This window comes from Paraburkholderia panacisoli (assembly GCF_008369935.1).
GTDB lineage: Bacteria > Pseudomonadota > Gammaproteobacteria > Burkholderiales > Burkholderiaceae > Paraburkholderia > Paraburkholderia panacisoli.
Genome location: NZ_VTUZ01000004.1, coordinates 16,725 through 37,414, shown reverse-complemented (window position 1 = coordinate 37,414; position 20,690 = coordinate 16,725). Strand labels below are relative to the sequence as shown.

General features: G+C 65.3%; 21 protein-coding genes and 1 pseudogene. 11 read left to right on the top strand and 11 right to left on the bottom strand.

Translation table 11 applies throughout. The features are described 5' to 3' along the window. Positions 1 to 162 precede the first annotated feature (162 nt). Together FVF58_RS07095 and FVF58_RS07090 are read left to right on the top strand one after the other, a co-directional pair. Entirely contained in the window at positions 163 to 1,464 is a 1,302-nt protein-coding gene (locus FVF58_RS07095) for an NCS2 family permease (protein WP_149669198.1), read from the top strand. Positions 1,465 to 1,620: 156 nt separating this feature from the next. After that, positions 1,621 to 2,143: pseudogene (locus FVF58_RS07090) on the top strand (cytochrome b). Between the two features lie 256 nt (positions 2,144 to 2,399). Here FVF58_RS07090 and FVF58_RS07085 read toward each other — a convergent pair. Next, the gene (locus tag FVF58_RS07085) at positions 2,400 to 2,690 is read right to left on the bottom strand and encodes a DUF1488 family protein (protein ID WP_149669197.1); all 291 of its coding nucleotides are present in this window, start codon (positions 2,688 to 2,690) and stop codon (positions 2,400 to 2,402) included. Between the two features lie 400 nt (positions 2,691 to 3,090). Between FVF58_RS07085 and FVF58_RS07080 the strand changes: the two genes are divergently transcribed. Further along, on the top strand, positions 3,091 to 5,085 hold the full coding sequence (locus tag FVF58_RS07080; RefSeq protein WP_149669196.1) for a sigma-54-dependent Fis family transcriptional regulator: 1,995 nt from the start codon (positions 3,091 to 3,093) through the stop codon (positions 5,083 to 5,085). A 242-nt stretch (positions 5,086 to 5,327) separates the two neighbouring features. Further along, positions 5,328 to 5,651 (top strand): 2Fe-2S iron-sulfur cluster-binding protein, encoded by a 324-nt coding sequence (locus tag FVF58_RS07075; RefSeq protein ID WP_149669195.1) that lies wholly within the window; start codon positions 5,328 to 5,330, stop codon positions 5,649 to 5,651. A gap of 63 nt (positions 5,652 to 5,714) precedes the next feature. Here FVF58_RS07075 and FVF58_RS07070 read toward each other — a convergent pair whose 3' ends face one another. From FVF58_RS07070 to FVF58_RS07060, 3 genes are all read right to left on the bottom strand, one after another. Beyond that, positions 5,715 to 5,909: a YqaE/Pmp3 family membrane protein gene (locus tag FVF58_RS07070; protein WP_149669194.1), complete on the bottom strand. Its 195-nt coding sequence runs from the start codon at positions 5,907 to 5,909 to the stop codon at positions 5,715 to 5,717. A gap of 63 nt (positions 5,910 to 5,972) precedes the next feature. After that, positions 5,973 to 6,164, bottom strand: coding sequence for a DUF1653 domain-containing protein (locus tag FVF58_RS07065; RefSeq protein WP_149669193.1), 192 nt, complete (start codon positions 6,162 to 6,164; stop codon positions 5,973 to 5,975). A gap of 85 nt (positions 6,165 to 6,249) precedes the next feature. Continuing rightward, positions 6,250 to 6,894, bottom strand: a complete 645-nt coding sequence (locus FVF58_RS07060) for a helix-turn-helix transcriptional regulator (RefSeq protein ID WP_149669192.1) — start codon at positions 6,892 to 6,894, stop codon at positions 6,250 to 6,252. Between the two features lie 240 nt (positions 6,895 to 7,134). Here FVF58_RS07060 and FVF58_RS07055 point away from each other — a divergent pair, with 240 nt between their 5' ends. From FVF58_RS07055 to infA, 3 genes are all read left to right on the top strand, one after another. Then, positions 7,135 to 7,353: a hypothetical protein gene (locus tag FVF58_RS07055; protein WP_149669191.1), complete on the top strand. Its 219-nt coding sequence runs from the start codon at positions 7,135 to 7,137 to the stop codon at positions 7,351 to 7,353. 556 nt (positions 7,354 to 7,909) lie between these two features. Continuing rightward, positions 7,910 to 8,191: a DUF1349 domain-containing protein gene (locus tag FVF58_RS07050; protein WP_149669190.1), complete on the top strand. Its 282-nt coding sequence runs from the start codon at positions 7,910 to 7,912 to the stop codon at positions 8,189 to 8,191. Positions 8,192 to 8,325: 134 nt separating this feature from the next. Further along, entirely contained in the window at positions 8,326 to 8,601 is a 276-nt protein-coding gene (gene infA / locus FVF58_RS07045) for a translation initiation factor IF-1 (protein ID WP_149669189.1), read from the top strand. A gap of 380 nt (positions 8,602 to 8,981) precedes the next feature. On the opposite strand, the gene FVF58_RS07040 is transcribed toward infA, so the two are convergent. Further along, positions 8,982 to 9,743, bottom strand: coding sequence for a GntR family transcriptional regulator (locus FVF58_RS07040; protein WP_246216969.1), 762 nt, complete (start codon positions 9,741 to 9,743; stop codon positions 8,982 to 8,984). Between the two features lie 513 nt (positions 9,744 to 10,256). On the opposite strand from FVF58_RS07040, the gene FVF58_RS07035 reads away from it, so the two are divergent. The 3 genes from FVF58_RS07035 (at position 10,257) to FVF58_RS07025 (ending at position 13,420) form a co-directional block, all read left to right on the top strand. Beyond that, a complete protein-coding gene (locus FVF58_RS07035) occupies positions 10,257 to 11,495 on the top strand; it encodes a cyanate transporter (RefSeq protein ID WP_149669188.1) in 1,239 nt (412 codons plus the stop codon). A gap of 181 nt (positions 11,496 to 11,676) precedes the next feature. Beyond that, on the top strand, positions 11,677 to 12,252 hold the full coding sequence (locus tag FVF58_RS07030) for an ANTAR domain-containing response regulator (protein ID WP_149669187.1): 576 nt from the start codon (positions 11,677 to 11,679) through the stop codon (positions 12,250 to 12,252). A gap of 10 nt (positions 12,253 to 12,262) precedes the next feature. Continuing rightward, positions 12,263 to 13,420: a CmpA/NrtA family ABC transporter substrate-binding protein gene (locus tag FVF58_RS07025; protein WP_149669186.1), complete on the top strand. Its 1,158-nt coding sequence runs from the start codon at positions 12,263 to 12,265 to the stop codon at positions 13,418 to 13,420. 99 nt (positions 13,421 to 13,519) lie between these two features. Here FVF58_RS07025 and rhaS read toward each other — a convergent pair whose 3' ends face one another. From rhaS to rhaM, 6 genes are all read right to left on the bottom strand, one after another. Continuing rightward, positions 13,520 to 14,530 carry a rhamnose ABC transporter substrate-binding protein gene (gene rhaS, locus FVF58_RS07020; protein WP_149669185.1) on the bottom strand — a complete coding sequence of 337 codons (1,011 nt, stop codon included), beginning with the start codon at positions 14,528 to 14,530 and terminating at the stop codon, positions 13,520 to 13,522. 88 nt (positions 14,531 to 14,618) lie between these two features. Then, the gene (locus FVF58_RS07015) at positions 14,619 to 15,632 is read right to left on the bottom strand and encodes an ABC transporter permease (protein ID WP_149669184.1); all 1,014 of its coding nucleotides are present in this window, start codon (positions 15,630 to 15,632) and stop codon (positions 14,619 to 14,621) included. Continuing rightward, the gene (locus tag FVF58_RS07010) at positions 15,625 to 16,683 is read right to left on the bottom strand and encodes an ABC transporter permease (protein ID WP_149669183.1); all 1,059 of its coding nucleotides are present in this window, start codon (positions 16,681 to 16,683) and stop codon (positions 15,625 to 15,627) included. The genes FVF58_RS07015 and FVF58_RS07010 overlap by 8 nt, the downstream gene beginning before the upstream one ends. Further along, positions 16,680 to 18,209: a sugar ABC transporter ATP-binding protein gene (locus tag FVF58_RS07005; protein ID WP_149669182.1), complete on the bottom strand. Its 1,530-nt coding sequence runs from the start codon at positions 18,207 to 18,209 to the stop codon at positions 16,680 to 16,682. Before FVF58_RS07005 ends, FVF58_RS07010 begins: the two co-directional genes overlap by 4 nt. A gap of 49 nt (positions 18,210 to 18,258) precedes the next feature. After that, complete coding sequence (locus tag FVF58_RS07000; protein ID WP_149669181.1) at positions 18,259 to 19,152, bottom strand: amidohydrolase family protein; 894 nt, start codon at positions 19,150 to 19,152, stop codon at positions 18,259 to 18,261. Positions 19,153 to 19,215: 63 nt separating this feature from the next. Next, positions 19,216 to 19,539, bottom strand: a complete 324-nt coding sequence (gene rhaM / locus FVF58_RS06995; protein ID WP_149669180.1) for an L-rhamnose mutarotase — start codon at positions 19,537 to 19,539, stop codon at positions 19,216 to 19,218. Between the two features lie 139 nt (positions 19,540 to 19,678). Between rhaM and FVF58_RS06990 the strand changes: the two genes are divergently transcribed. Beyond that, entirely contained in the window at positions 19,679 to 20,686 is a 1,008-nt protein-coding gene (locus FVF58_RS06990) for a LysR family transcriptional regulator (RefSeq protein WP_149669179.1), read from the top strand. Positions 20,687 to 20,690 lie beyond the last annotated feature (4 nt).

The following is a 20,690-nucleotide window of genomic DNA, read 5'->3' as shown; positions in this document are numbered from 1 at the left end:
CGCGACACCGCGCGCGGCCGCCATTCATGATTACAATCCGCCCGTAGCCCCGCGCCCGTAGCCTCCGGCGCCGCGTCTGACGGCGCGCCATCGCGCCGGGCCGCTGCGCATCACCCGCCTCAACCACAAGAAACGCTTTCTGAACGACGAGAGACCCGCCTCATGGACTCGATAAAACGCTACTTCGGCTTCGACGCCGCCGGCACCGACCTGCGCACCGAAGTGCTCGCCGGCCTGACCACCTTCCTGACGATGGCCTACATCATCTTCGTCAATCCGGCGATTCTCGGCGACGCCGGCATGCCGAAGGACGCCGTCTTCGTCGCGACCTGCATCGTGGCCGCGCTGGCCTCGCTGATCATGGGTCTGTACGCGAACTACCCGATCGCGCTCGCCCCGGGCATGGGCCTGAACGCGTACTTCGCCTACACCGTCGTCAAGGGGCTCGGCTTCACCTGGCAGGCGGCGCTCGGCGCGGTGTTCATTTCCGGGTGCCTGTTCCTGATCGTCACGCTGTTTCGCGTGCGCGAAGTGATCGTCAAAGGCATCCCGCATTCGATACGCATTGCCATCACCGGCGGCATCGGCCTGTTCCTCGCGATCATCTCGCTGAAGTCGGCCGGCGTCGTGGTCGGTAACCCGGCCACGCTCGTCACGCTCGGCGATCTGCACAACCCGCACGCGATCCTCGCGATCATCGGCTTCTTCGCGATCGTCACGCTCGACTACCTGCGGGTGCGCGGCGCGATCCTGATCGGCATTGTCGGCGTGACGGCGCTGAGCTTTTTCTTCGGCGGCAATCAGTTCCACGGCATCGTCTCCGCGCCGCCGTCCATTTCGCCGACGCTGTTCCAGCTCGACATTCGCGCGGCGCTCTCCACCGGCATCCTGAACGTGGTGCTGGTGTTCTTCCTCGTCGAACTGTTCGATGCGACCGGCACGCTGATGGGTGTCGCCAATCGCGCGGGGCTGCTGGTCGAAGGCAAGATGCACCGGCTGAACCGCGCGCTGCTCGCGGACAGCACCGCGATCCTGGCCGGCTCGATGCTCGGCACGTCGTCGACCACCGCGTACATCGAAAGCGCGTCGGGCGTGCAAGCGGGCGGGCGCACCGGCGTCACCGCGATCACGGTGGCCGTGCTGTTCCTCGCGGCGCTCTTTTTCGCGCCGCTCGCAGCCGTGGTGCCCGGCTACGCGACCGCGCCGGCACTGCTGTACGTGTCGTGCCTGATGCTGCGCGAAATGGTCGACCTGCCTTGGAACGACGCCACCGAAGTCGTGCCGGCCACACTCACCGCGCTGCTGATGCCGTTCACCTATTCGATCGCCAATGGCGTCGCGTTCGGCTTTATCTCGTATGCGGGGCTGAAGCTGCTGACCGGCCAGGCGCGCAAGGTGAAGCTGGTCGTGTGGATCATCGCGGCGATTTTCCTGTTCCGCTACTTTTACCTCGGCAGCGAATAAACGCGACGGTCGATTTAGCGGCCTCGACATGCGCGCGCAGGACGCGCGAAACCGGGCCTGGATCAGCGGTGGTTTGTCGTCGGTGCCCATTCGCATGAGCACCGTCTATCATCCAATGATTCCAAAAACGATCGACCTGGCCGCAGGAGTCTTCGCATGTCCTCCCCCCGCCCCACCGACCGTTACACCTCGCCCGCGATTTTCTTCCACTGGGCCATTTTTCTGCTGGTCGCGCTGGCTTATCTGGCGATCGAAATACGCGGGCCGCGCGGCTCGGACAGCCGGGCGTTCTGGACCAGCGTGCATTTCTGGGCCGGCACGCTCGTACTGGTTCTGGCCGTGCCGCGCCTGCTCTGGCGACTGTGGGCGGGCGCCCCGCCGGAAATTACCGGCAACCGGCTGCTCACGTTCGTCTCGCGCGCGGCGCATCTTGCGCTTTACGTCTTTATCTTCGCGCAACCGCTGTTGGGCATGCTGATGGTCAACGCCGGCGGACGGCCGGTGAATCTCGCGTGGGTCAATCTCAGCTTCACGCTGATCGGCGCCCGCGCGGCCCTTGCTCAAGGACGCCCATGAGTGGCTCGGCGATGTGTTTTATTGGGTGATCGGGCTGCACGCGCTGGCGGCGATCGCGCATCACGTGGTGTTCAAGGACCGGGCGTTGCGGCGGATAATCTGAGGCGCGCTGTATTTGTTGGCATCACAGGCGCGCGCACTCGCGCAGCGCCTGAAGCGTCTGCACCGAACACGTTTCCTTGATGTACTGCGCGCAAGACACCGCACGGCCATGAACGACGGCTACGCGAAGTTGGCGCAGCCTGTTTGACCGGCTCACGCCGCGCTCAGGTTTCGACGACCCGTGGTTTCGCGCGGCTTTGCTTCTCCGTTCGAGCTATGAGCGTTCCAGCGCCGTGAGACGCACGAAACGCCGTCAGTCAGTTACGCCAGTTCGCCTCGTAGAAGCGCACATAGCCGCTCCTTAGCACGAGACACTGCGCCCGCGTTTCCGACAACAAACGGCGCGTGGCGGCCTCGATGCGGGCCCGGTGCGTGTCGAATGCGACGACCATGTCCTCCAGACGCGGAGACGCAGCGCCGAAGTGATCTTCGAGCGCTTCCGCCGTGATCATGCATTCCACCCTCTGCCCATCGACCATTGCCGGGAACGCCAAGGTGAGTTCGCGACCTGAATATTCAGGAGTTTCATTGGGGAATAGGATCTGCATGGGTTCACCTGGAAGGTTGGGTGCCGCGCATGTGTAACGTGTTGATGCGCGCGCCGGTTGCATCCGATCGCGCCAGCAGCTCCCTCCTCCTTGTCCAGTGCTGACGGCGCGGGCTCATCACCCCGTTGCGGCGCCAGCGAAATTCGCGCCTCGCGGAGGTGAATTGATTCACTGTAGACGACTTCGGGCGCGGCGCAAGTTTTCCTTGCTGTTTGTTTGATTCTGGTGCGCCACGCGTCTTTTTGCGGCGTGCGGCAAGCACGGCCTCGGTGTTTTTGCTGCCGCGCAGCGCGCGCCTCGTCCTGTAAGATCGGTATTCGGCCGCGTGCGCGCATGGTGCGCTGCGGCATCGAACGGCGGGCAATGCACCCGTCGCGCGTCCGATCACCGGAGACATGCCTTGACCCGTCGTCCTGTTACGCCGGCCAGCATCGGCCGGCCCGATGTCATTGCGCAAGCTCACGCGCGCTCGCTCGAAATCGGCCTGCGCGCGTCGGAAGCGCCCGACTTTCAGCCACTGCGCCAAGCCGTGCTGCGTGAGCTGGTCGAGCGCAATCAATCGCTGTACACGCATGCGCTGCCCGTCATGGAGACGCTGCACGCGCAGATCGTCGACACGCAAAGCATGGTGCTGCTCACCGACCACCGCGGCGTGATCCTGCACAGTCTCGGCGACAGCGACTTCGTCGAAAAAGCCAATCGCGTCGCGTTGTGTCCGGGGGTGTCGTGGGCCGAAGCGGATCGCGGCACCAATGCGATCGGCACCGCGCTCGTCGACAGACAACCCACCGTCGTCCACGCGGACGAGCACTTCCTGCACGCGAACCGGATTCTCACCTGCTCGTGCGCGCCGATCGCGGACCCGTTCGGGCGCACCATCGGCGCGCTCGACGTGAGCGGCGACACGCGCGGCTTTCACAAGCACACGCTGGCGCTCGTCAGGATGTCAGCGCAAATGATCGAAAATCATCTGTTCTCCAATCAATTCGCCGACGCGATCCGCGTGCACTTTCACGCGCGCGCGGAATTCATCGGCACGCTGTTCGAAGGGCTGGCGGCGTTTGCGCCGGACGGCACGTTTCTGTCGGCCAACCGCAGTGCGCTGTTCCAGTTCGGTCAGCCGCTCGCCGAGCTGCAACGGCAACCGTTCGACGCGCTGTTCGGCTGCGCCTTCGCGAGCCTGTTGCAGCAGATCGCCCGCGCGCCTGGCGAAAGCATTCTGCTGACGCTGCGCAGCGGCGTGCGGGTGGTCGCGCGCGGTGAATATGCGGCGCCGCGCTATGTCGCGCCGCTGGAGGACGTTGGCGGCGTGACGCGTGCGCCGCTCACCGGCGGTGCGCGTCATGTGGCACGCGCGGCCGACCCGGCGCCGCCGGCCACGCTCGAAACGCTCGACACCGGCGACGCGCAAGTCGCCGCGATCTTGCGGCGCGTCGCCAAACTGCGGGGCCGCGATATTCCGATTCTCGTGCTCGGCAAAACCGGCACCGGCAAGGAATGGCTCGCACGCGCGATCCATCACGATTCGCCGCGGCGGGCCGCGCCGTTCATTGCACTCAATTGCGCGTCGTTGCCCGAGACGCTGATCGAAGCGGAGCTGTTCGGTTACGAGGACGGCGCGTTCACCGGGGCGAAAAAACGCGGCAGCGTCGGCAAGATCGTGCAGGCCGACGGTGGCACGCTGTTCCTCGATGAAATCGGTGATATGCCGCTCGCGCAGCAGGTGCGTCTGATGCGCGTGTTGCAGGAGCGCACCGTCGTGCCGCTCGGCGGCACACGGGCGATTCCGGTCGATCTGCGGATCGTGTGTGCGACCCACCGCAACCTGCGCGAGATGATCGACGCCGGCACCTTCCGCGAAGACCTGTATTACCGGATCAACGGACTCGTCGTGACCTTGCCGGCGTTGCGCGAGCGCACCGATCTCGCCGCGCTGGTCGCGCGCATGCTGGCCTTGCAGCCGGAGGGCGAGCGCTTGCCGCGGCGCGTTTCCGACGCCGTGCTGGAGCGGTTCACCCAGTGCCGCTGGCCGGGCAATCTGCGGCAACTGGCGAACGTGCTGCGCACCGCGAGCATCATGGCCGAAGGCGCGGAGCAGATCGAAGTGGAAGATCTGCCGGACGACTTTTTGCAGGATTGTGTGGATGTGGCGGCTGAGGGGGGCGTGCGAGCGGCTCCTGCCGTCTCAGGCGCCTCAGGTGGCGATGACGGCGGACGCGGCGCGGCGCGCGCGTCTGCGCAGCAGGCGTCGGCACGCATGGAAGATTGGCAGACCGCACTGATCGCGCAGACACTCGCGCGGCTCGATGGCAATGTGTCGGCGGCAGCGCGGGAGTTGGGGCTGGCGCGCAATACGGTGTATCGGTATTTGCGGCGCGGCGGGACGACGCATTGAGCGGGATGTGGATCGTGGTGGGAGGGGGCACGGGGTTTGAGGTTTGATACCCGGCGTTCGGCGCTAGCGCACCGGACACCATGCGGCCACTCCACGCACCGATCCTCCCGCTGCAGGCGACGCAACCGGCAAGCCCCCAACCTCGAACCGGCCCCGCACCATCAGTTGCGACCTCCGGCCGATGAATGCCGCCCCCGCCCATCGCGTGTAAAGTGTCGCGCACCCAGCCACGCATTCACACGATGTCCGATCCAACCCGCCCGCCTCTCGTTCGCATCGAGCCGCTCGGCCAAAGCTTCGAAGCGCCCGATTCGCTGACCATCCTCGAAGCCGCCGGCTTCGCGAATCTGCGTCTGCCGCGCTCGTGCCGCAATGGCACGTGCCGCACATGCCTGTGCAAAATGATAGCCGGCCAGGTGCGCTACACGATCGAGTGGCCGGGCCTCAGCCGGGAAGAAAAATTGGAAGGCTATATCCTGCCGTGCGTGGCGATAGCGGAAACCGACGTGGTGATCGAAGCGCCGGATGCAATCGAATTGCCGCCGTCGCCGACGCGGTCGCGCTGAAATGACAGGAGATGAGGCGCGGCGCGCCGCGTTGCACCGCGCGCCACTTGACTCACGCGGGGCTTAACGCCCGTTGCCCATCGCGCGGGCGATTTTCTTGTCGGTGTTGTACTGGCTAAGCGCATACACCGACCAGATCGCGGCCGGAATCCAGCCGATCAGCGTAATCTGCAAAATCAGGCAGATGATGCCCGCAAACGGACGGCCGATCGTGAAGAACTGAAGCCACGGCAGAATGATGGCAAGCAATAAACGCATTCAGATTTCCTGTTTGTGTTGCATGGCGGTGCGCTCGCCCAGGGATGAGCCAGGCGCGCCTGGTTATATCGGCGCGAAGCGCGGCACCTTGATGCCTTCCTGTTCGACGAGCTCGAAAAACACCGAAGCGGGACGCGTCCAGATCGTACCATTGCTGGCCTTGTAGACGATCATCGTGATCGTCGGATCGGACTCCAGCGTCGCTTCGCAAATCAGTTCGTAAATGCCGCCTTTGTAGTGCCGGTAGCGCACCATGTCCGTCCTCGTCGAATGATTGAAAACCGCAGCGCTGCGGCGCGGCGATGTTTGAATGGGCCCCGAGGGGACTTCCTCCGGGGCGTCACCCGCCCTCTTTCATCTGCTTCAGAATCTTGTAGACGGTGGCGCGCCCCATCGTCAGCACGGCGGCCACGTAATTCGCGGAACTGCGGCCGCGAAACGCGCCCTGCGCATGCAATGCCTCGACGATTTCCCGCTTGTGTTCACGCGTGAGCGCATTGATGCCGATCTGCCGCTCGCGCAGCCACGTGTGCAGATACGTGTTGATGCGGTCCTGCCAGTCGTCGCGGAACAGGTCTTCCGCGGGCGCATCCGTGAGCGTGCCGCCCTTGATGAACAAATCGAGCGTCGAGCGCACGTCCTCGAACACCGCGATATTGAAGTTGACGCACAGCATGCCGGCCGGCTTGCCGTCATCGTCGAACAGGATGTTGCTCACGCAGCGCATGCGCCGGCCGTCCCAGTTCCGCTTCTCGTAGGGGCCGATGGTCCGGCCGCGCGCCGCGTAGTGCACTTCGTCGAGGACCGACGGCCCGCCGACTTCGAGCTTCGACAGATTGTTCACGAGATACGCGATGGTCTGGCTGCGCAGGTCGTGAATCACCACTTCGGCGCACGGATAGAGCAGCGCCGCGATGCCGTCGGCGATCGGAGCGTAACGCTCCAGCAGCAGATCTTTCACAGGAGACACGTTTGTGTTGCGCATTGGGAATCGCAGGGTTCGAAGGATGCAGCGCCGGCCTCGCACACGCGAAGTGCGGCAGAAGCGCCGATGCCGGCAAGGTCAGACGCGGCAACTCGCCATTGTAGCCACCCCGCCCGGCCATCGCGACCATCGCGCCGCACCGTTCAATAAGCCGTCACCGCCGCCACAACGATTTTTGTCCGCCTGGCGACGCGATTTTTTTCGTGCGATAAACGAACCAACCCGTTCACGGAGCAGCAGATGGCCACACTCGAAGCGTTTCGCGCCGTGCTAGACGACAAAGGCACCCCGGAGATCATTCGCAACCACATCATCGATTCGCTGCAATACGCGCTGCGCAATCACGGGCAGATCTTCACGGCGAAGGAAGTCGAGTGGCTCGCCGGCTGGGATGACGCGCGCATTCCGCTCGCCGCGACGCGCGAGTTGCACAAGCGCGTCGCCGAAACCTCGCGCTGAAGCTCGGCTACGCCGGCCGATCGACGCCGACACCGTCGCCGCGCGACGCGTGGCACCCGCTGCGCCGCTCATGCGCAGCGCACCGCAAGCGACTGTTCAACACGCGTAAAGCCCCGCCGGCTGGGTGATTTGCCCGCACGTGGAAGTTTTTGCTATCCAATCAGTCTCATTTAGTGCATCATATTGGAATAGCTGCATCCCGCATTCGTAGCACCGGCAACACCGGGCAGTCCCAAACCGGCATCTCCGCACCACCCCCGACTGTTCGACCGCCGCCCGTCGGCGATCCCGTCACTCCGGCAATGCGCCGCATGCATTCGCCGTCGCGAGTTGTACTGCTGAGTGGTTCAGCTTTACGCGCCCGATGTCTGCGCGACTTCAGCGTGTTTCTTCTCCATCGAATCCGCGATTTTGCGCGGCCGCGCTCAAGCCCTTGCCATCGGGCCTGTGCCAACTTTTTCCGTGGCGGCGCGCCCTTTGGGTGCAGCGCCGCCGGCCGTCTTGCCGCGCGTAACACGCGTGACATGTCGGCCACGTAATACAGGACACGTGCCTCATGAAATCAGCTGTCAAGACGTACAAGGGTTTTGAGATTCACCCGCTCGTTTATCCGCGCCGCCCGGCGGACGGTCAGACGAGCCGCAATCCGGACGCAGGCTACGACGCGTCGGTGCGCATCTGCCGTGTCGGCGCCGACGCGGCGGCCGACGGCCGGGTGTTCCGTTTGCAGTACCTGTTTCCGTTCGACGGCACGGGCAAGGCGCGCATTGCGTGCATGGCCCACGCCGAGCAACTGATCGACGGCCACGTGGATGGCCAGTCCGTCGCCGATCTTTGAGCGGTACTATCAGCGCATGGCGCTGATGCCGCAACCACAGCGGGTGCGAACCCGCTGTCAACCGTATTCGATGCTGCGCCGCCCGGCCTCGCCGGCGACCAGCATCCCGTTATCCCATCGACCAGGAGTTATGCATGGCGAAAGAAGAACTGCTTGAACTTGACGGTATCGTCGACGAAGTACTTCCGGACAGCCGTTACCGCGTGACGCTCGACAACGGCGTCGTGGTTGGCGCTTACGCGTCCGGACGCATGCGCAAGAATCACATCCGTATTCTCGCGGGCGACCGCGTGACGCTGGAACTGTCGGTCTACGACCTGACCAAAGGCCGGATCAACTTCCGTCACAAAGACGAGCGCGCCAGCGGTGGCGGTGCTGCTCGCAGCAATTCGCAATTCCGTCGCCGCTAAGGCCTGACGGCACGCTGAGTCCGCGGCGCAGCACAGTTGCCGCTGTTACCGCCCTTGCTCCGGGCGGTGTGGCCCGGCGTGTGCCATCGCGATCGAGTTGTACGCGAAGCCTTTCGCGCCCCTTCTCCGGCCTGATTCGCTGATTCATTGATTCAGGCCTGGACGACGGCGCGCCACGGCGCCGCTGGAGCGTCACGCGTACCGTGGACGTGTTTTCGTTGTCCGCGGCCGCATCGCGGGCGTTGGCAAGCGCAACGCGCTCGCAAGCCACATCTCGCACGCTGCCAGCCGTCTGGCCGGCTTGAGCGTTTTCCCGCACGCGGCGATGTCCGCCGCTTCAGCAGTGCGCGCCATTCGCGGCCCACAAGCGCCGCTTCTTCCTACAGTCCGAACACCGCTCCGAGATCCTCTCCGGCGGCGCTTCTGCGCACCTGTTCGACCACTCGCTCTTCCAGCTCCGACAGATGCTCGCGCATCGCCGTCAATGCCGCGGCCAGGTCGCCGGCATCGAGCGCGTCGATGATGTGCGCGTGCTCGTCGGCGGAACAGGCCGAGCCCTTCGACGGATCGAACAGTGCCTTGTACAGCTCGGTCTTCGCGACCAGTTGCCCGACCAGTCCGAGCAGTTCGGTGCCGCCCGCCAGCTCCGTCAGCAGCACGTGGAACTGGCCCGCGAGACGCACGGATTCGTCGATGGCTCCCGCGCACAGCGCCTTCTCTTCGCTGCGCACATGCGCGCGCAAGCGGCGCTTGTGCGCAGCGCTCAACGCCCCGCACAACGCTGCGACGATCCCCGCCTCGACGATCTGCCGCGCCCGGTACACCTGGCGAATGTCCTCTTCCGATGGCGATGGCACGAACGCACCGCGATTCGCTTCGAGCACCAGCTTGCCCTCGAAGCCGAGCCGCGCCAGCACCTTGCGCAATGCGCCGCGCGTGCAGCCGAACGCGGCCGCGAGATCCCGCTCGACCAGCTGCGCGCCCGGCCGCAGACGCCCTTGCAGCAATGCCGTGGTAATCGATGCGTAAATGCGCTCTTCGACGCTGAGCGAATCGGCGTCGGCGGCACTGCGGACGGGCGCGTCCGTGGCGGCTGCGGGTTGGGTGTCGGCGGATGAGGACCGCCGGGAGCGTGGAGCCATGGATTCAGTCACTGTGAACAGATCGATCTCGACCGGCATTCTAGCCGCGGCGAGCGGCCGACGCTGGCGGAAAACAATTCGGTTGCGAGTTTGCCCGGCGCTGCGCAGCGCCACGCAGCTCGAGACCATGGTTCACCGCGTGACACCGACACCGCCCCAGACCGCAGACTTCGCAATCTTCCAGCGCGGCGGTGGCAACAGCGCTCGCAGCGCTGACCGCTAACTGCGCGCGAAATGGCGTGGCGGGCTCCAGCTGGACCTCTCACATCGGCCGGCACCCTGGGCCTATGCCGCGAGCTATACCCGACATCAGAAGAATGGTTAACCATTTGATGGTAATATAGTTGACCAAAACGGGCTCGCAATGTCACTTTGTCGTTCAGTGACCCGCACACAGCGCGCCCGCAGGCCCGTTTATTGACAAGCCCGCCGCCACTCGCGCGCGCGGTTTTCGCCGCCGCGTCCTGCGTGTGTCGTTCGGCGCGGCGCTCATCTTCCGTATCCAGGTTGATCGTGAATTCACAGTCCAGCGCCAGCGCCGCCCATACTTCCGCCGACCACGCCACCACCACGCTGACGTGGCACGACATCGTGTGGCTCGGCGCGATCGTCGTGATCGGTATCAACCTGCGCCCGCTGCTGACATCGATCAGCCCGCTGATGACGACGATTCGCGACGCCACCGGCCTCAGCTTCTACGGCGCTTCGTTGCTGACCAGCCTGCCGGTCGTCGCGATGGGCATCGGCGCATTCGGTGCGGGCGTGCTGACCCGCTGCATCGGCGAAACGCGTGGCGTCGCGCTGGGCCTGCTGGCGATCGCGCTGGCCTGCGCGGCGAGATGGACGGCAGCGAGCGGCGCCGCGCTGCTCGCGACAGCGATCCTGGCCGGCGCGGGCGTCGCGGCGATCCAGGCGCTGTTGCCCGCCGTCATCAAGCAGCGCTTTCACGCGCGCGTGCCACTGGCGATGGGCGTGTTCTCCGCCTCCATCATGGGCGGCGGCGGACTCGGCGCGAGCTTGAGCCCGTGGGTGAGCCGCGCGACCCAGTCATGGCATGCGGGCCTCGCGGTATGGGCGGTGCCGGCGTGCATCGCGCTGCTCGGCTGGCGGGCGTTGAATCGCCAGCGTTCGACGCACACCGCAGCGCATCTCGCACCGCCGCACGCAGCGGCGTTTTCGCCGTGGAGCACGCGGCGCGCATGGACGCTCGGGCTCTACTTCGGCATCGTCAACGGGGGTTATACGAGCCTGGTCGCGTGGCTGCCGGCGTTCTATCAGCAGCGCGGCGCGAGCGTCGCGGCGAGCGGCTCGCTGCTGGCGGCAATGACGGTCTTTCAGGCCGCGTCCGCCTTGCTACTGCCGCTGGCCGCGGCGTCGTTCCGGGACCGCCGGCCCTGGCTGATGCTGGGTCTGTCGGCGCAATTGTTCGGACTACTGGGCTTGATCATCCGGCCCGACACGCTGCCGCTCGTATGGATCGGCGTGGCGGGCGCGGGGCTCGGCGGCACGTTTTCGCTCACGCTCGTGACCGCGATGGACCACTCGGCCGATCACCGCGTGGCCGGCAAGCTGGTCGCGTTCACGCAGGGCGTCGGCTTTGTCGTGGCGGCGATCGCGCCGGTCGTCGCCGGTCTCGTGCGCGCCTGGAGCGGCGGCTTCGGGGCCGCGTGGATCATGCTGGCCTGCTGCGTCGCCGCGATGATGGCGCTGACCCTGCTGTTTTCGCCGCGCAGCTACGGCGAGTGGCGCTGACGGGTCGAGCGGCGCGGGCATGCGCCGCTTCGGTGCATCGGGTTTGCGTGCCCCGAGCGGGTGCAGCGGCACGCGCAGAACCCGCCGGTAAGTCCGTGATTGCTTACGGTCACGGGCGTAGGGGGTCGCTTGGCATATGTATTGCTTTAATCATAGTCAGCCGTCGATAAAACCCCACCCCATGCTGCGTGTTCTCCTCGTAACCGATACCGACAAGCCCATCGGCGATCTGCGCGACGCCCTCGCCCTGCTTGGCTGCGAGATGCTGGCCGGCACGGCGACGCCGCAGGCGCTGCATCGTGCGGTGCAGAACGAGCGGCCCGACGTGATCATCATCGACACGGAGTCGCCGTCGCGCGACACGCTCGAACAGCTCGCGGTGATGAACGCGACCGCGCCCCGGCCGGTGCTGATGTTCAGTCACGACGCCAACCAGCAGCTGATCCGCGACGCGGTCAATGCCGGCGTCACGGCCTATCTCGTCGAAGGCCTCGCGACGGAGCGGCTCGCGCCGATCCTCGAAGTCGCGCTGGCGCGCTTTGCGCAGGAATCGCAGTTGCGCGAACGCCTCGCGCAAGTCGAGAACGAGCTTGCCGAACGCAAGCTGATCGATCGCGCCAAACGCCTGCTGATGGATCAGCAGAAAATCACCGAACACGCCGCCTACGCCCTGCTGCGCAAACGCGCGATGAACCAGGGCGTCAAACTCGCTGAAGTCGCGCGCGCGGTCGTCGCGTCGGCCGACTCGCACAAATGAAGCGCCGCTCATGAATACTTCCGCATCCATCGCCGCATCTTCCCCGGGCGGCCGGCTCGAAAAGACCCATTTGCGGCTGGGCTTCGTGGCGCTGTCGGACGCCGCGCCGCTCGTCGCCGCGAAGCTGCTCGAATTCGGCCACGCGCATGGTCTGACGCTCGAACTCCAGCGCCAGCCGTCATGGGCCGCCGTGCGCGACAAGCTGCTGGCGGGCGATCTCGACGCGGCGCACGCGCTGTATGGACTCGTCTACGGCGTGCAGCTCGGCCTCGGCGGCCCGCGAACGGACATGGCCGTGCTGATGGTGCTCAACCGCAACGGCCAGGCGGTCACGCTGTCGAACCGTCTCGCCGACGCGCTCGCCGAACACGGCAGCTTGCCCAAGGCGCTGGCGACATTCGGCCGCAAGCCCGTGTTCGCGCAGACCTTCCCCACCGGCACGCATGCGATGTGGCTGTACTACTGGCTCGCGTCGCAGGGTGTCGATCCGTTGCGCGATATCGAGAGCGTCGTGATTCCGCCGCCGCAAATGGTCGCCGCGCTTGCCGAGGACAAGCTCGACGGGCTGTGTGTCGGCGAGCCGTGGAATGCGCTGGCCGAAGCGCAAGGCGTCGGCACAACGGTGGCTTATACGAGCGAAGTATGGCCCGACCATCCCGAGAAGGTGCTCGCGTGCCGGCGCGATTTTGTCGACGCGAATCCGAATGCGACGCGCGCGCTCGTGCAGACGATGCTCGAAGCGTGCCGCTGGCTGGACGGCGCGGGACATCGCGAGGAGATCGCGCGCTGGCTCGCGCGGCCCGACTACATTGGCATCGATGAAGCGGCGATTGCCGCGCGGCTCGGTGTCGGCGCCCGCTTTGCGGCTGTCGCGCCAGGCATCCCGCCCGTGCGGTTTTTCGACGACGGCGCGGCCACCTATCCGCATCCGTTCGAAGGCGCATGGTTTCTCACGCAGTTCGAGCGCTGGGGGATGATCGACGCGCGCACCGACTACGCGCAGATCGCGACGCGGATCAACCAGACGCAGTTGTATCGGGAAGCGGCCGCGCGCGTGAACGTCGCGGTGCCCGGCGAGGACGTGACGCGGGTTCTGATCGACGGCGAGGTGTGGGGTAGTGGCACGGCATCGGCCGCTTATGCGCGGCGTTTTCCGATTCGCCGCTAGCCGATGAAACAAGGCGCGCGGGCGGTCGTTGCGGCCCGCGCGTCTCATTCACTGACTCGCTACCCCCATGATGTCCGTGCGGACATCATGCCCGCCCGGCTAGAAGTTGAAGTTGTCGATATTGCTCGCGTCGAAGGTGGTCGGCGGTCCGAGAATGATTTCGCCTTGCGGCCCGATCGTGCGCTTGCCGAGCTTGCCGGCATCGAACGATTCGCCTTCCTTGCCGCTGATCTTGCCCGAGGACAGTGCCGCCGCCGCATAAGCTGCCAGGTAGCCGAGCTGGTTCGGGTCCCACAACTGGAACGCGGTCACGGTGCCGTTCTTCACGAACGCGCGCATCTGGTTCGGCGTGCCGAGGCCGGTCACGGCGACCTTGCCCTTGCTCGACGACGATGAGATATAGCGCGCGGCCGCGGCAATGCCGACCGTGGTCGGCGCGACGATCGCCTTCAGATTCGGATACGCCTGCAACAAGCCCTGCGTTTCGACGAACGATTTCTGATCGTCATCGTTGCCGTAGGCGATCTTCACGAGCTTGATCTTCGAATACTCCGGCTTCTTCAACTCCTCCTGCATCCACTTGATCCACGTGTTCTGATTGGTCGCGTTCGGCGTGGCCGACAGCACCGCGAACTCGCCCTCGCCGCCCATCAGTTTCGACACCAGTTGCACCTGACCACGGCCAATGCCTTCCGCGTTCGCCTGGTTCACGAACAACTGGCGGCCCTCGGGCGCCGTGTCGGAGTCGAAGGTCACGACCTTGATGCCTTGCCCCATCGCTTTCTTCAGATACGGCACCACCGCATTCGCGTCGTTGGCCGCGATCACGATCGCGTCCTGGTGCTGCGTGATCAGCGTGTTGATGTACTGCACCTGCGACGACGCACCCGCGTCCGACGGCCCCACCACCTTGCCCACGCCGCCGAATTCCTTGATCGCGGCCATGCCGCCGTCGTCGGCGATCACTTCATACGGGTTGTTGATCTGCTTCGGTACGAACGCGATCTTCAGGCCGCTTTTCAGGTCCGCGGCGGACACCGCGCAACTGACCGCGAGCAAGGCGGCGCAAAGCGCGGCGGTGCCGGTGTGACGTAGAAGAGGTTTGAACATGAAGTGTCTCCTGCCTTGTTGTTGGACGTGGTGATGTCCGGGTTATCGGTTGTTGGACTTTCTCTTCGTTGACAGCTTTAAGACGACGTTATAAAGAAGCGGACTTCGCGATGAAGCGCCGGTCACGCGCCGCGCGCCACCGGGCGACCAGATTCGGAATCAGCACCGAGGCCAGCAGCAGCACGCCGGTGACGATGGTCAGCGTTTCGCTGGACACGTCGTCGAGCGTCAACGCGTTTTTCAGCACGCCGATGATCAGCAGCGACAGCAGCACGCCGATCATCGAACCGCGTCCGCCGAAGATGCTCACGCCGCCGAACAGCACCGCCGCGATCACCGACAGCTCGAAGCCTTCGCCGTTATCACCGCGCGCACTGGTGAAGCGCAGCGTGTAGACAATGCCCGCCAGCGCGCTCATCACGCCGGACAGCACGAACAGGCGCAGCCTGATCTTCGTCACTTCGATACCGGAGAACGCCGCGGCGGTCGGATTCGCGCCGATCGCGTACAGGCTGCGGCCGAACGCGGTGGACTGCAGCAGCACGGTGAACAGCACCGCGCCGACGATCACGATCACGAACGGCAACGGAATGAAACTCGCGCCGAGCGTGTCCATGCCGAACGCCGTATAGGCGGCCGGGAAATCCGCCACCGCCTGGTCACCGAGCAGCACATACGCGAGGCCGCGAAACAGCGCCAGCGTGCCGATCGTCACCGCGAGCGAAGGCAGGTTGAGCTTGACGATCACGAGCCCGTTCAGCAGCCCGGCCAGCGCGCCGGCAATCAGCACGAGGACGATCACGACCGGCATCGGCAAGCCCATATGCCATAGCACGCCCATCAACGCGCTCGACGCGCCCAGCACCGACGCCACCGACAGATCGATTTCGGCGGCGACGATGATTAAGGTCATCGGCAGCGCCATCAACGCGATCTCGGTCAGATCGGCCAGCACATTGCTCAGATTCGCACCGGTGAGGAACACCGGCGACAGCCAGCGTCCCAGCCCGAGCGACAGAATCAGCACGATCACCAGCAGCACTTCCCATTGCAACGGGGTTTCGCGTTTGCGCGTGAGCAGCGCGGAATCGGGTTTAGCCATGATCGCGTTTCCTCATCATGCGTTTGGCGACGGAGCGGGCCAGCAAGGTATCGGCCGTAATCGCGGCGACGATCAGCGCGCCTTCGATCGCCTGCTCCCAGAACGGCGACACGTGCAGCACCACCAGAGCGATGCTGATCACACCGAGCACCAGCGCGCCGAGCGTGGCGCCGAGAATCGTGCCGACGCCCCCCGTGATCGCGACACTGCCGACTACCGCCGCCGCGACCACCTGCAATTCGATGCCCTTCGCGGTGCTGGCGTCGACGGTGCCGAAACGGGCCAGCCACAACGCGCCCGCGAAACCGGCAATCGCCCCCGACAACAGAAAGCCCGACATCACGCGCCGCTCGACGTTCACGCCGGCGAGGCGCGCCGCTTCCGGATTCGAGCCGATCGCGTAGTGCTCGCGGCCGCCGCGAAACTGCTTCAGATACACCGCGAGGCCGACCAGCACGACGAGCGCGATCAGCGCGAGGTTGGGGATGCCGAGCAGCGTGCCGGTCGCGAGCCGCGAATACGCGTCGGGCAGACTGGTCGCGTTGATCTGGCCGCCGTGCACCCACGCGTAATCCGCGCCGCGAAAGATGTACAGCGTGGACAGCGTCGCCACCAGCGACGGCACGCGCCCGACCGCGACCAGCAGCGCGTTGATGCCGCCCGCCACGAGACCGATGACGAGCCCGGCCGCCAGCGCGACGAGCACCGGCATGTGCGGAAACGCGACGTACAGGCTGCCGACCGCATATGCGCTAATGCCGACCGTCGAGCCGACCGACAGATCGATATGCCGCATCAGGATCACCACCGTCATGCCGGCCGTCAGCAAGCTGATGATCGACACGTTCAGCAGCACGTCGCGCAGATTCTGCAGATTCAGAAACTGCGGTTTCGCCAGCCCCGTGCCGACGATCAACAGAATCAGCACGACGAAGAGCGTGGTCTCGCGGCTCTTCGCGATGCTCGCGGCGAAACCGCCCGGCGTGCTGGCGGAGCGCTTGGGCAGCGGCGGTTGAACCGGTGCGGGATGAGTCGAGGAATGGCGCATCATGCGGCGTGTCCCAACGGTGGAAGCGATTGACCGAGCGCGGCGCCCATGATGCGCTCCTCGTCGGCGTCGGCGCGCGCTATATCCGCGCTGATACGTCCCTCGTGCATCACCAGCACGCGGTCGGCCATGCCGAGCACTTCAGGCAATTCGCTCGAAATCATCAGCACGGCCATGCCTTCGCTCACCAGTTCGGCCAACGCGCGATACACCTCGGCCTTCGCGCCGACGTCGATGCCGCGCGTCGGTTCGTCGATGATCAGCACCTTCGGGCCGGTGGCGAGCCACTTGCCGAGCACGACCTTCTGCTGGTTGCCGCCCGACAACGTGCCGACCGGCGCACTGGGATCGCCCGCTTTCAGGCGCAGACGTGTACCCCATTCGCTGGCGAGTTGCGTCTCGCTGCGCGTGGAGATCAGGCCGTGCCTGACGAGCCGTCCGAGCACCGTCATCGATGCGTTGCGGGCGATGCTCAGCTCCAGCGCGAGCCCCTGCTGGCGCCGGTCTTCCGGCACCAGCGCGAGGCCGGCGCGCACCGCGGCGGCGGGCCGCCCCGTCGTCAGACGCTCGCCGCCGAGCCAGACTTCGCCCGCATCGAGCGGATCGATGCCGAAGATCGCCCGCGCGACTTCACTGCGCCCCGCGCCGACGAGGCCGGCCAGCGCAACGATTTCGCCGGCGCGCACGTCGAAGGAAATGTCCTTGAAGACGCCCACGCGCGTGAGGCCGCGCACCGACAGCCGCACTTCGCCCGGCGGAAGGTCGGCCTTCGGATAGAACGTCTCCAGATCGCGGCCGACCATCTTCGCGACGATCGACTCGGTGGTGAGATCGGCGGTCAGGCCGTCGAACACTTTCGCGCCGTCGCGCATGATCGTCACGCGTTGTGTCAGCGTGAATACTTCGTCGAGCCGGTGCGTGATGAACAGAATCGCGACGTCGCGCTCGCGCAGCTTGCGCACGATCGCGAAGAGCCGCTCTACTTCGGGCAGCGACAGCGCGGCGGTCGGCTCGTCCATGATCAGCACGTTGGCGTTCAACGACAGCGCTTTGGCGATTTCGATCACCTGCTGATCGGCGATCGACAAACCGCGCACCAGCTGATCCGCGCGCAGATCGACGCCGAGCGAAGCCAGCAGGCCGTCCACTTCGCGGCGCATCGCGTCGTATTGAATGCGGCCGATGCGGTCGACCGGCTGCCGTCCCATGAAGATGTTTTCCGCAATCGACAGATCGAAGAACAGCGTGGGTTCCTGATAGATGACCGCGAGCCCGGCGTCGCGCGCTTCGGCGGGCGTCGCGAAGCGGCGCGGCGCGCCGTCCACCAGCAGTTCGCCGGTATCCGGCTGATGCACGCCGGCGAGAATCTTCACGAGCGTCGACTTGCCAGCGCCGTTCTCGCCGAGCAGCGCATGCACTTCGCCCGGCCACAGCGCGAGATCGCCGTCGGACAACGCGCGTACGCGGCCGAATGATTTACTCGCGTGCCGCAGTTCGAGCCTGGGCGTTGCGGATCTGGATTGCTGCACTGCCTGTCTCCTACATTTCTTGTTCGCGTTCGGGGGTGCGTCAGCGGCCTCAGATGCGATAGCAGCGTTCCGCGTTATGGCGAAACAGCGCTTCCTTTTCGGCGACGCTCGCGCCGTCGACAATCGACGCATACGCATGCCACAGGTCCGCATAAGAACCGAACAGCCGGTCGACCGGAAAATTCGACGCAAACATCGCGCGCTCGACGCCGAACGCATCGATCGTTTCGAGCACATAGGGCCGCAGGCTTTCGACGGTCCAGCGATGATCGAACATCGCGAGTCCGCTGATCTTCACCGCGACGTTCCTGCAACCCGCGAGCAGGCGCATCCCGTCGCGCCACGCGCGATACCCGGCGACACTGCTGCGGTCCACGAACATGCCCGCATGGTTGACGATGAATTGCGTATCGCCGTGAGCGCGCGCCAGCGCGGCGGCTTCCTCCATCTGTGACGGGTACAGTTGCAGATCGAACGACATGTCGTAGCGGCGCAGCAGCGCGAAGTGTTCGCGCCATTGCGGCTCGCGCATGAAGTGCCGGCCGACGTAGTCGAATAGCCGGTTCTCATGCACATTCAGGATCTGCCGGATGCCACGGGTATTGGCGAACGACGCGTGTGATTCGAGCACGGCGGGCGCATTCGGCGCGGACAGATCGACGGCGGCGACGATCGCGTTCGGCATCCCGCGCGATTCCTCGCGCTCTGCAATCGACTGCAGCCAGCGCGTCTCTTCGACCGGATCGGCGGGATCGTGATTCGCTTCGACGTGCACCAGTTTCAGCACCTCGATGTCGCCGGCTTCGCGCAGCAGATCGTCGAGCAAGTAGTCGTGCTTCAGATCGCGCGCGTCGCCCACGAACGACACGCCCGGATTTTCCAGCCACGGATAGCGATGCGTCTTCAGATCCCACAGATGGATATGCGAATCGACAACCTGCATGCAGCACACTCCGTCCAGTGAAGGTCACTACGAAGTCAGCCAGCGTGATCACGCGGCAAACTGTCAGCTCAGCGAATTCAGATGAAAGACCGGTTCGAGCGATTGCTGAAGCGGCGCATGATCCGGCGCCGTCTGCATGATGTCGGCCATGTAATCCCACCATTTGCGCATCACGTCGACTTGCGGCAACTGGTCCATGGTGTGATGGCGCGTGCGCGTCAGCACGGCGAAAAGATAGTTCGAGTCCGGGTCGAAGAAAATCCGGTACTCACGCACACCCGCGTTGTGCAATGCGTCAACCAGTTCGGGCCAGATCTGCGCGTGACGTCGTTCGTATTCCTCGCGCATGCCGGGGTTGAGCACCATGCGGAAAGCGATTGTTTCCATTGCGGCCTGTCTCCCGTCGTATTCGGGCGCTTTCTTTGCGCAGCGTAGAAGCGTCTGATGCGACTATAATTCCTGCGTCGATAGCATCTCAATCCGTTGTTGGGATTGGGCGATCCACAAACCGAATCGCACCCGGACCATGAGCCAATACTCTGCTGCCGTCGCACTCGTCAACCGGCTCAAGTTCAAGCATCTCGCGCTGCTCGTCGCGCTCGACGACACGCGCAATCTCCATCAAGCCGCCGAAGCCGTCAACGTCGCCCAGCCGAGCGCGAGCCGCATGCTCGGTGATATCGAAGAAGCGTTCGGCTTCCTGCTGTTCGAGCGCAACGCGCGCGGCATGACGCCCACGCCGCTCGGGGTCGTCACGCTGGCTTATGCGCGGCGCGCGCTGGCCGAGTTGACCCGTTTCGCCGAAGACCTCGACGTGAAACGGCGCGGCGGTCACGGGCAACTGACCGTCGGCGCGATCATGGGCGCCGCGCCCGATCTGCTGGCCATGTCGGTGGCCGCGCTGAAAACTGAAAGCCCGTTGCTCAACGTGCGCATTCTCGGCGAAACCAGCGACCAGGTCGTCCAGTTGCTGCATCGCCGCGAAGTGGATCTGGCGCTCGGCCGCCTGACCAGTCCGCTGCAACACAACGACTTCAGTTTCGAACCGCTCGCGCGCGAAACCCTGCTGCTGGTCGTGCGTTCGGTGCATCCGCTCGCGCAGCGCGCGCGCATCACGTTGCCCGAGCTGGTCGACTGGCCGTGGGTCGCGCAGCCCGTCACCAGTCCGGCGCGCGTGCTGTTCGAGGAAGAGCTCGCGCGTGCGGGACTCGCGACACCGGTGAACCTGACCGAGTGCGCGTCGATCTTCGCGACGCTGCAGTTGCTCGAGAATTACGACGCGGTCGCGATGCTGCCCGAGTCGGTGGTGCGCGATCATGTGCGAGGCAAGCTGCTGGTCGCGTTGCCGCTCGAGATCGGCAAGAGCCTTGCCGGCTTCGGCATTCTCACGCGCAAGGAAGAAGCGCTCGCCGAACCGGCGCTGCGCTTCATCGAGCTGCTGCGCGGGTTCTCGCGCAAGCTCGCCCGCGACGACGCCGCGCTCGGCGCTTCGTCCGCAGCGGATTCGCTGAGCGCGCCGGCTCCGGTGCATTGACATC

What these genes read in the sequence shown, in the direction of transcription:
- FVF58_RS06990 (WP_149669179.1), top strand. Translation starts at nt 19,679, where the DNA reads ATGAGCCAATACTCTGCTGCCGTCGCACTCGTCAACCGGCTCAAGTTC.
- FVF58_RS07010 (WP_149669183.1), bottom strand. Translation starts at nt 16,683, where the DNA reads ATGATGCGCCATTCCTCGACTCATCCCGCACCGGTTCAACCGCCGCTG.
- FVF58_RS07075 (WP_149669195.1), top strand. Translation starts at nt 5,328, where the DNA reads ATGTCCGATCCAACCCGCCCGCCTCTCGTTCGCATCGAGCCGCTCGGC.
- FVF58_RS07030 (WP_149669187.1), top strand. Translation starts at nt 11,677, where the DNA reads ATGCTGCGTGTTCTCCTCGTAACCGATACCGACAAGCCCATCGGCGAT.
- FVF58_RS07015 (WP_149669184.1), bottom strand. Translation starts at nt 15,632, where the DNA reads ATGGCTAAACCCGATTCCGCGCTGCTCACGCGCAAACGCGAAACCCCG.
- FVF58_RS07065 (WP_149669193.1), bottom strand. Translation starts at nt 6,164, where the DNA reads ATGGTGCGCTACCGGCACTACAAAGGCGGCATTTACGAACTGATTTGC.
- FVF58_RS07025 (WP_149669186.1), top strand. Translation starts at nt 12,263, where the DNA reads ATGAATACTTCCGCATCCATCGCCGCATCTTCCCCGGGCGGCCGGCTC.
- FVF58_RS07085 (WP_149669197.1), bottom strand. Translation starts at nt 2,690, where the DNA reads ATGCAGATCCTATTCCCCAATGAAACTCCTGAATATTCAGGTCGCGAA.
- FVF58_RS07055 (WP_149669191.1), top strand. Translation starts at nt 7,135, where the DNA reads ATGGCCACACTCGAAGCGTTTCGCGCCGTGCTAGACGACAAAGGCACC.
- FVF58_RS07070 (WP_149669194.1), bottom strand. Translation starts at nt 5,909, where the DNA reads ATGCGTTTATTGCTTGCCATCATTCTGCCGTGGCTTCAGTTCTTCACG.
- FVF58_RS07060 (WP_149669192.1), bottom strand. Translation starts at nt 6,894, where the DNA reads ATGCGCAACACAAACGTGTCTCCTGTGAAAGATCTGCTGCTGGAGCGT.
- infA (WP_149669189.1), top strand. Translation starts at nt 8,326, where the DNA reads ATGGCGAAAGAAGAACTGCTTGAACTTGACGGTATCGTCGACGAAGTA.
- rhaS (WP_149669185.1), bottom strand. Translation starts at nt 14,530, where the DNA reads ATGTTCAAACCTCTTCTACGTCACACCGGCACCGCCGCGCTTTGCGCC.
- FVF58_RS07050 (WP_149669190.1), top strand. Translation starts at nt 7,910, where the DNA reads ATGAAATCAGCTGTCAAGACGTACAAGGGTTTTGAGATTCACCCGCTC.
- FVF58_RS07040 (WP_246216969.1), bottom strand. Translation starts at nt 9,743, where the DNA reads ATGGCTCCACGCTCCCGGCGGTCCTCATCCGCCGACACCCAACCCGCA.
- FVF58_RS07000 (WP_149669181.1), bottom strand. Translation starts at nt 19,152, where the DNA reads ATGCAGGTTGTCGATTCGCATATCCATCTGTGGGATCTGAAGACGCAT.
- rhaM (WP_149669180.1), bottom strand. Translation starts at nt 19,539, where the DNA reads ATGGAAACAATCGCTTTCCGCATGGTGCTCAACCCCGGCATGCGCGAG.
- FVF58_RS07095 (WP_149669198.1), top strand. Translation starts at nt 163, where the DNA reads ATGGACTCGATAAAACGCTACTTCGGCTTCGACGCCGCCGGCACCGAC.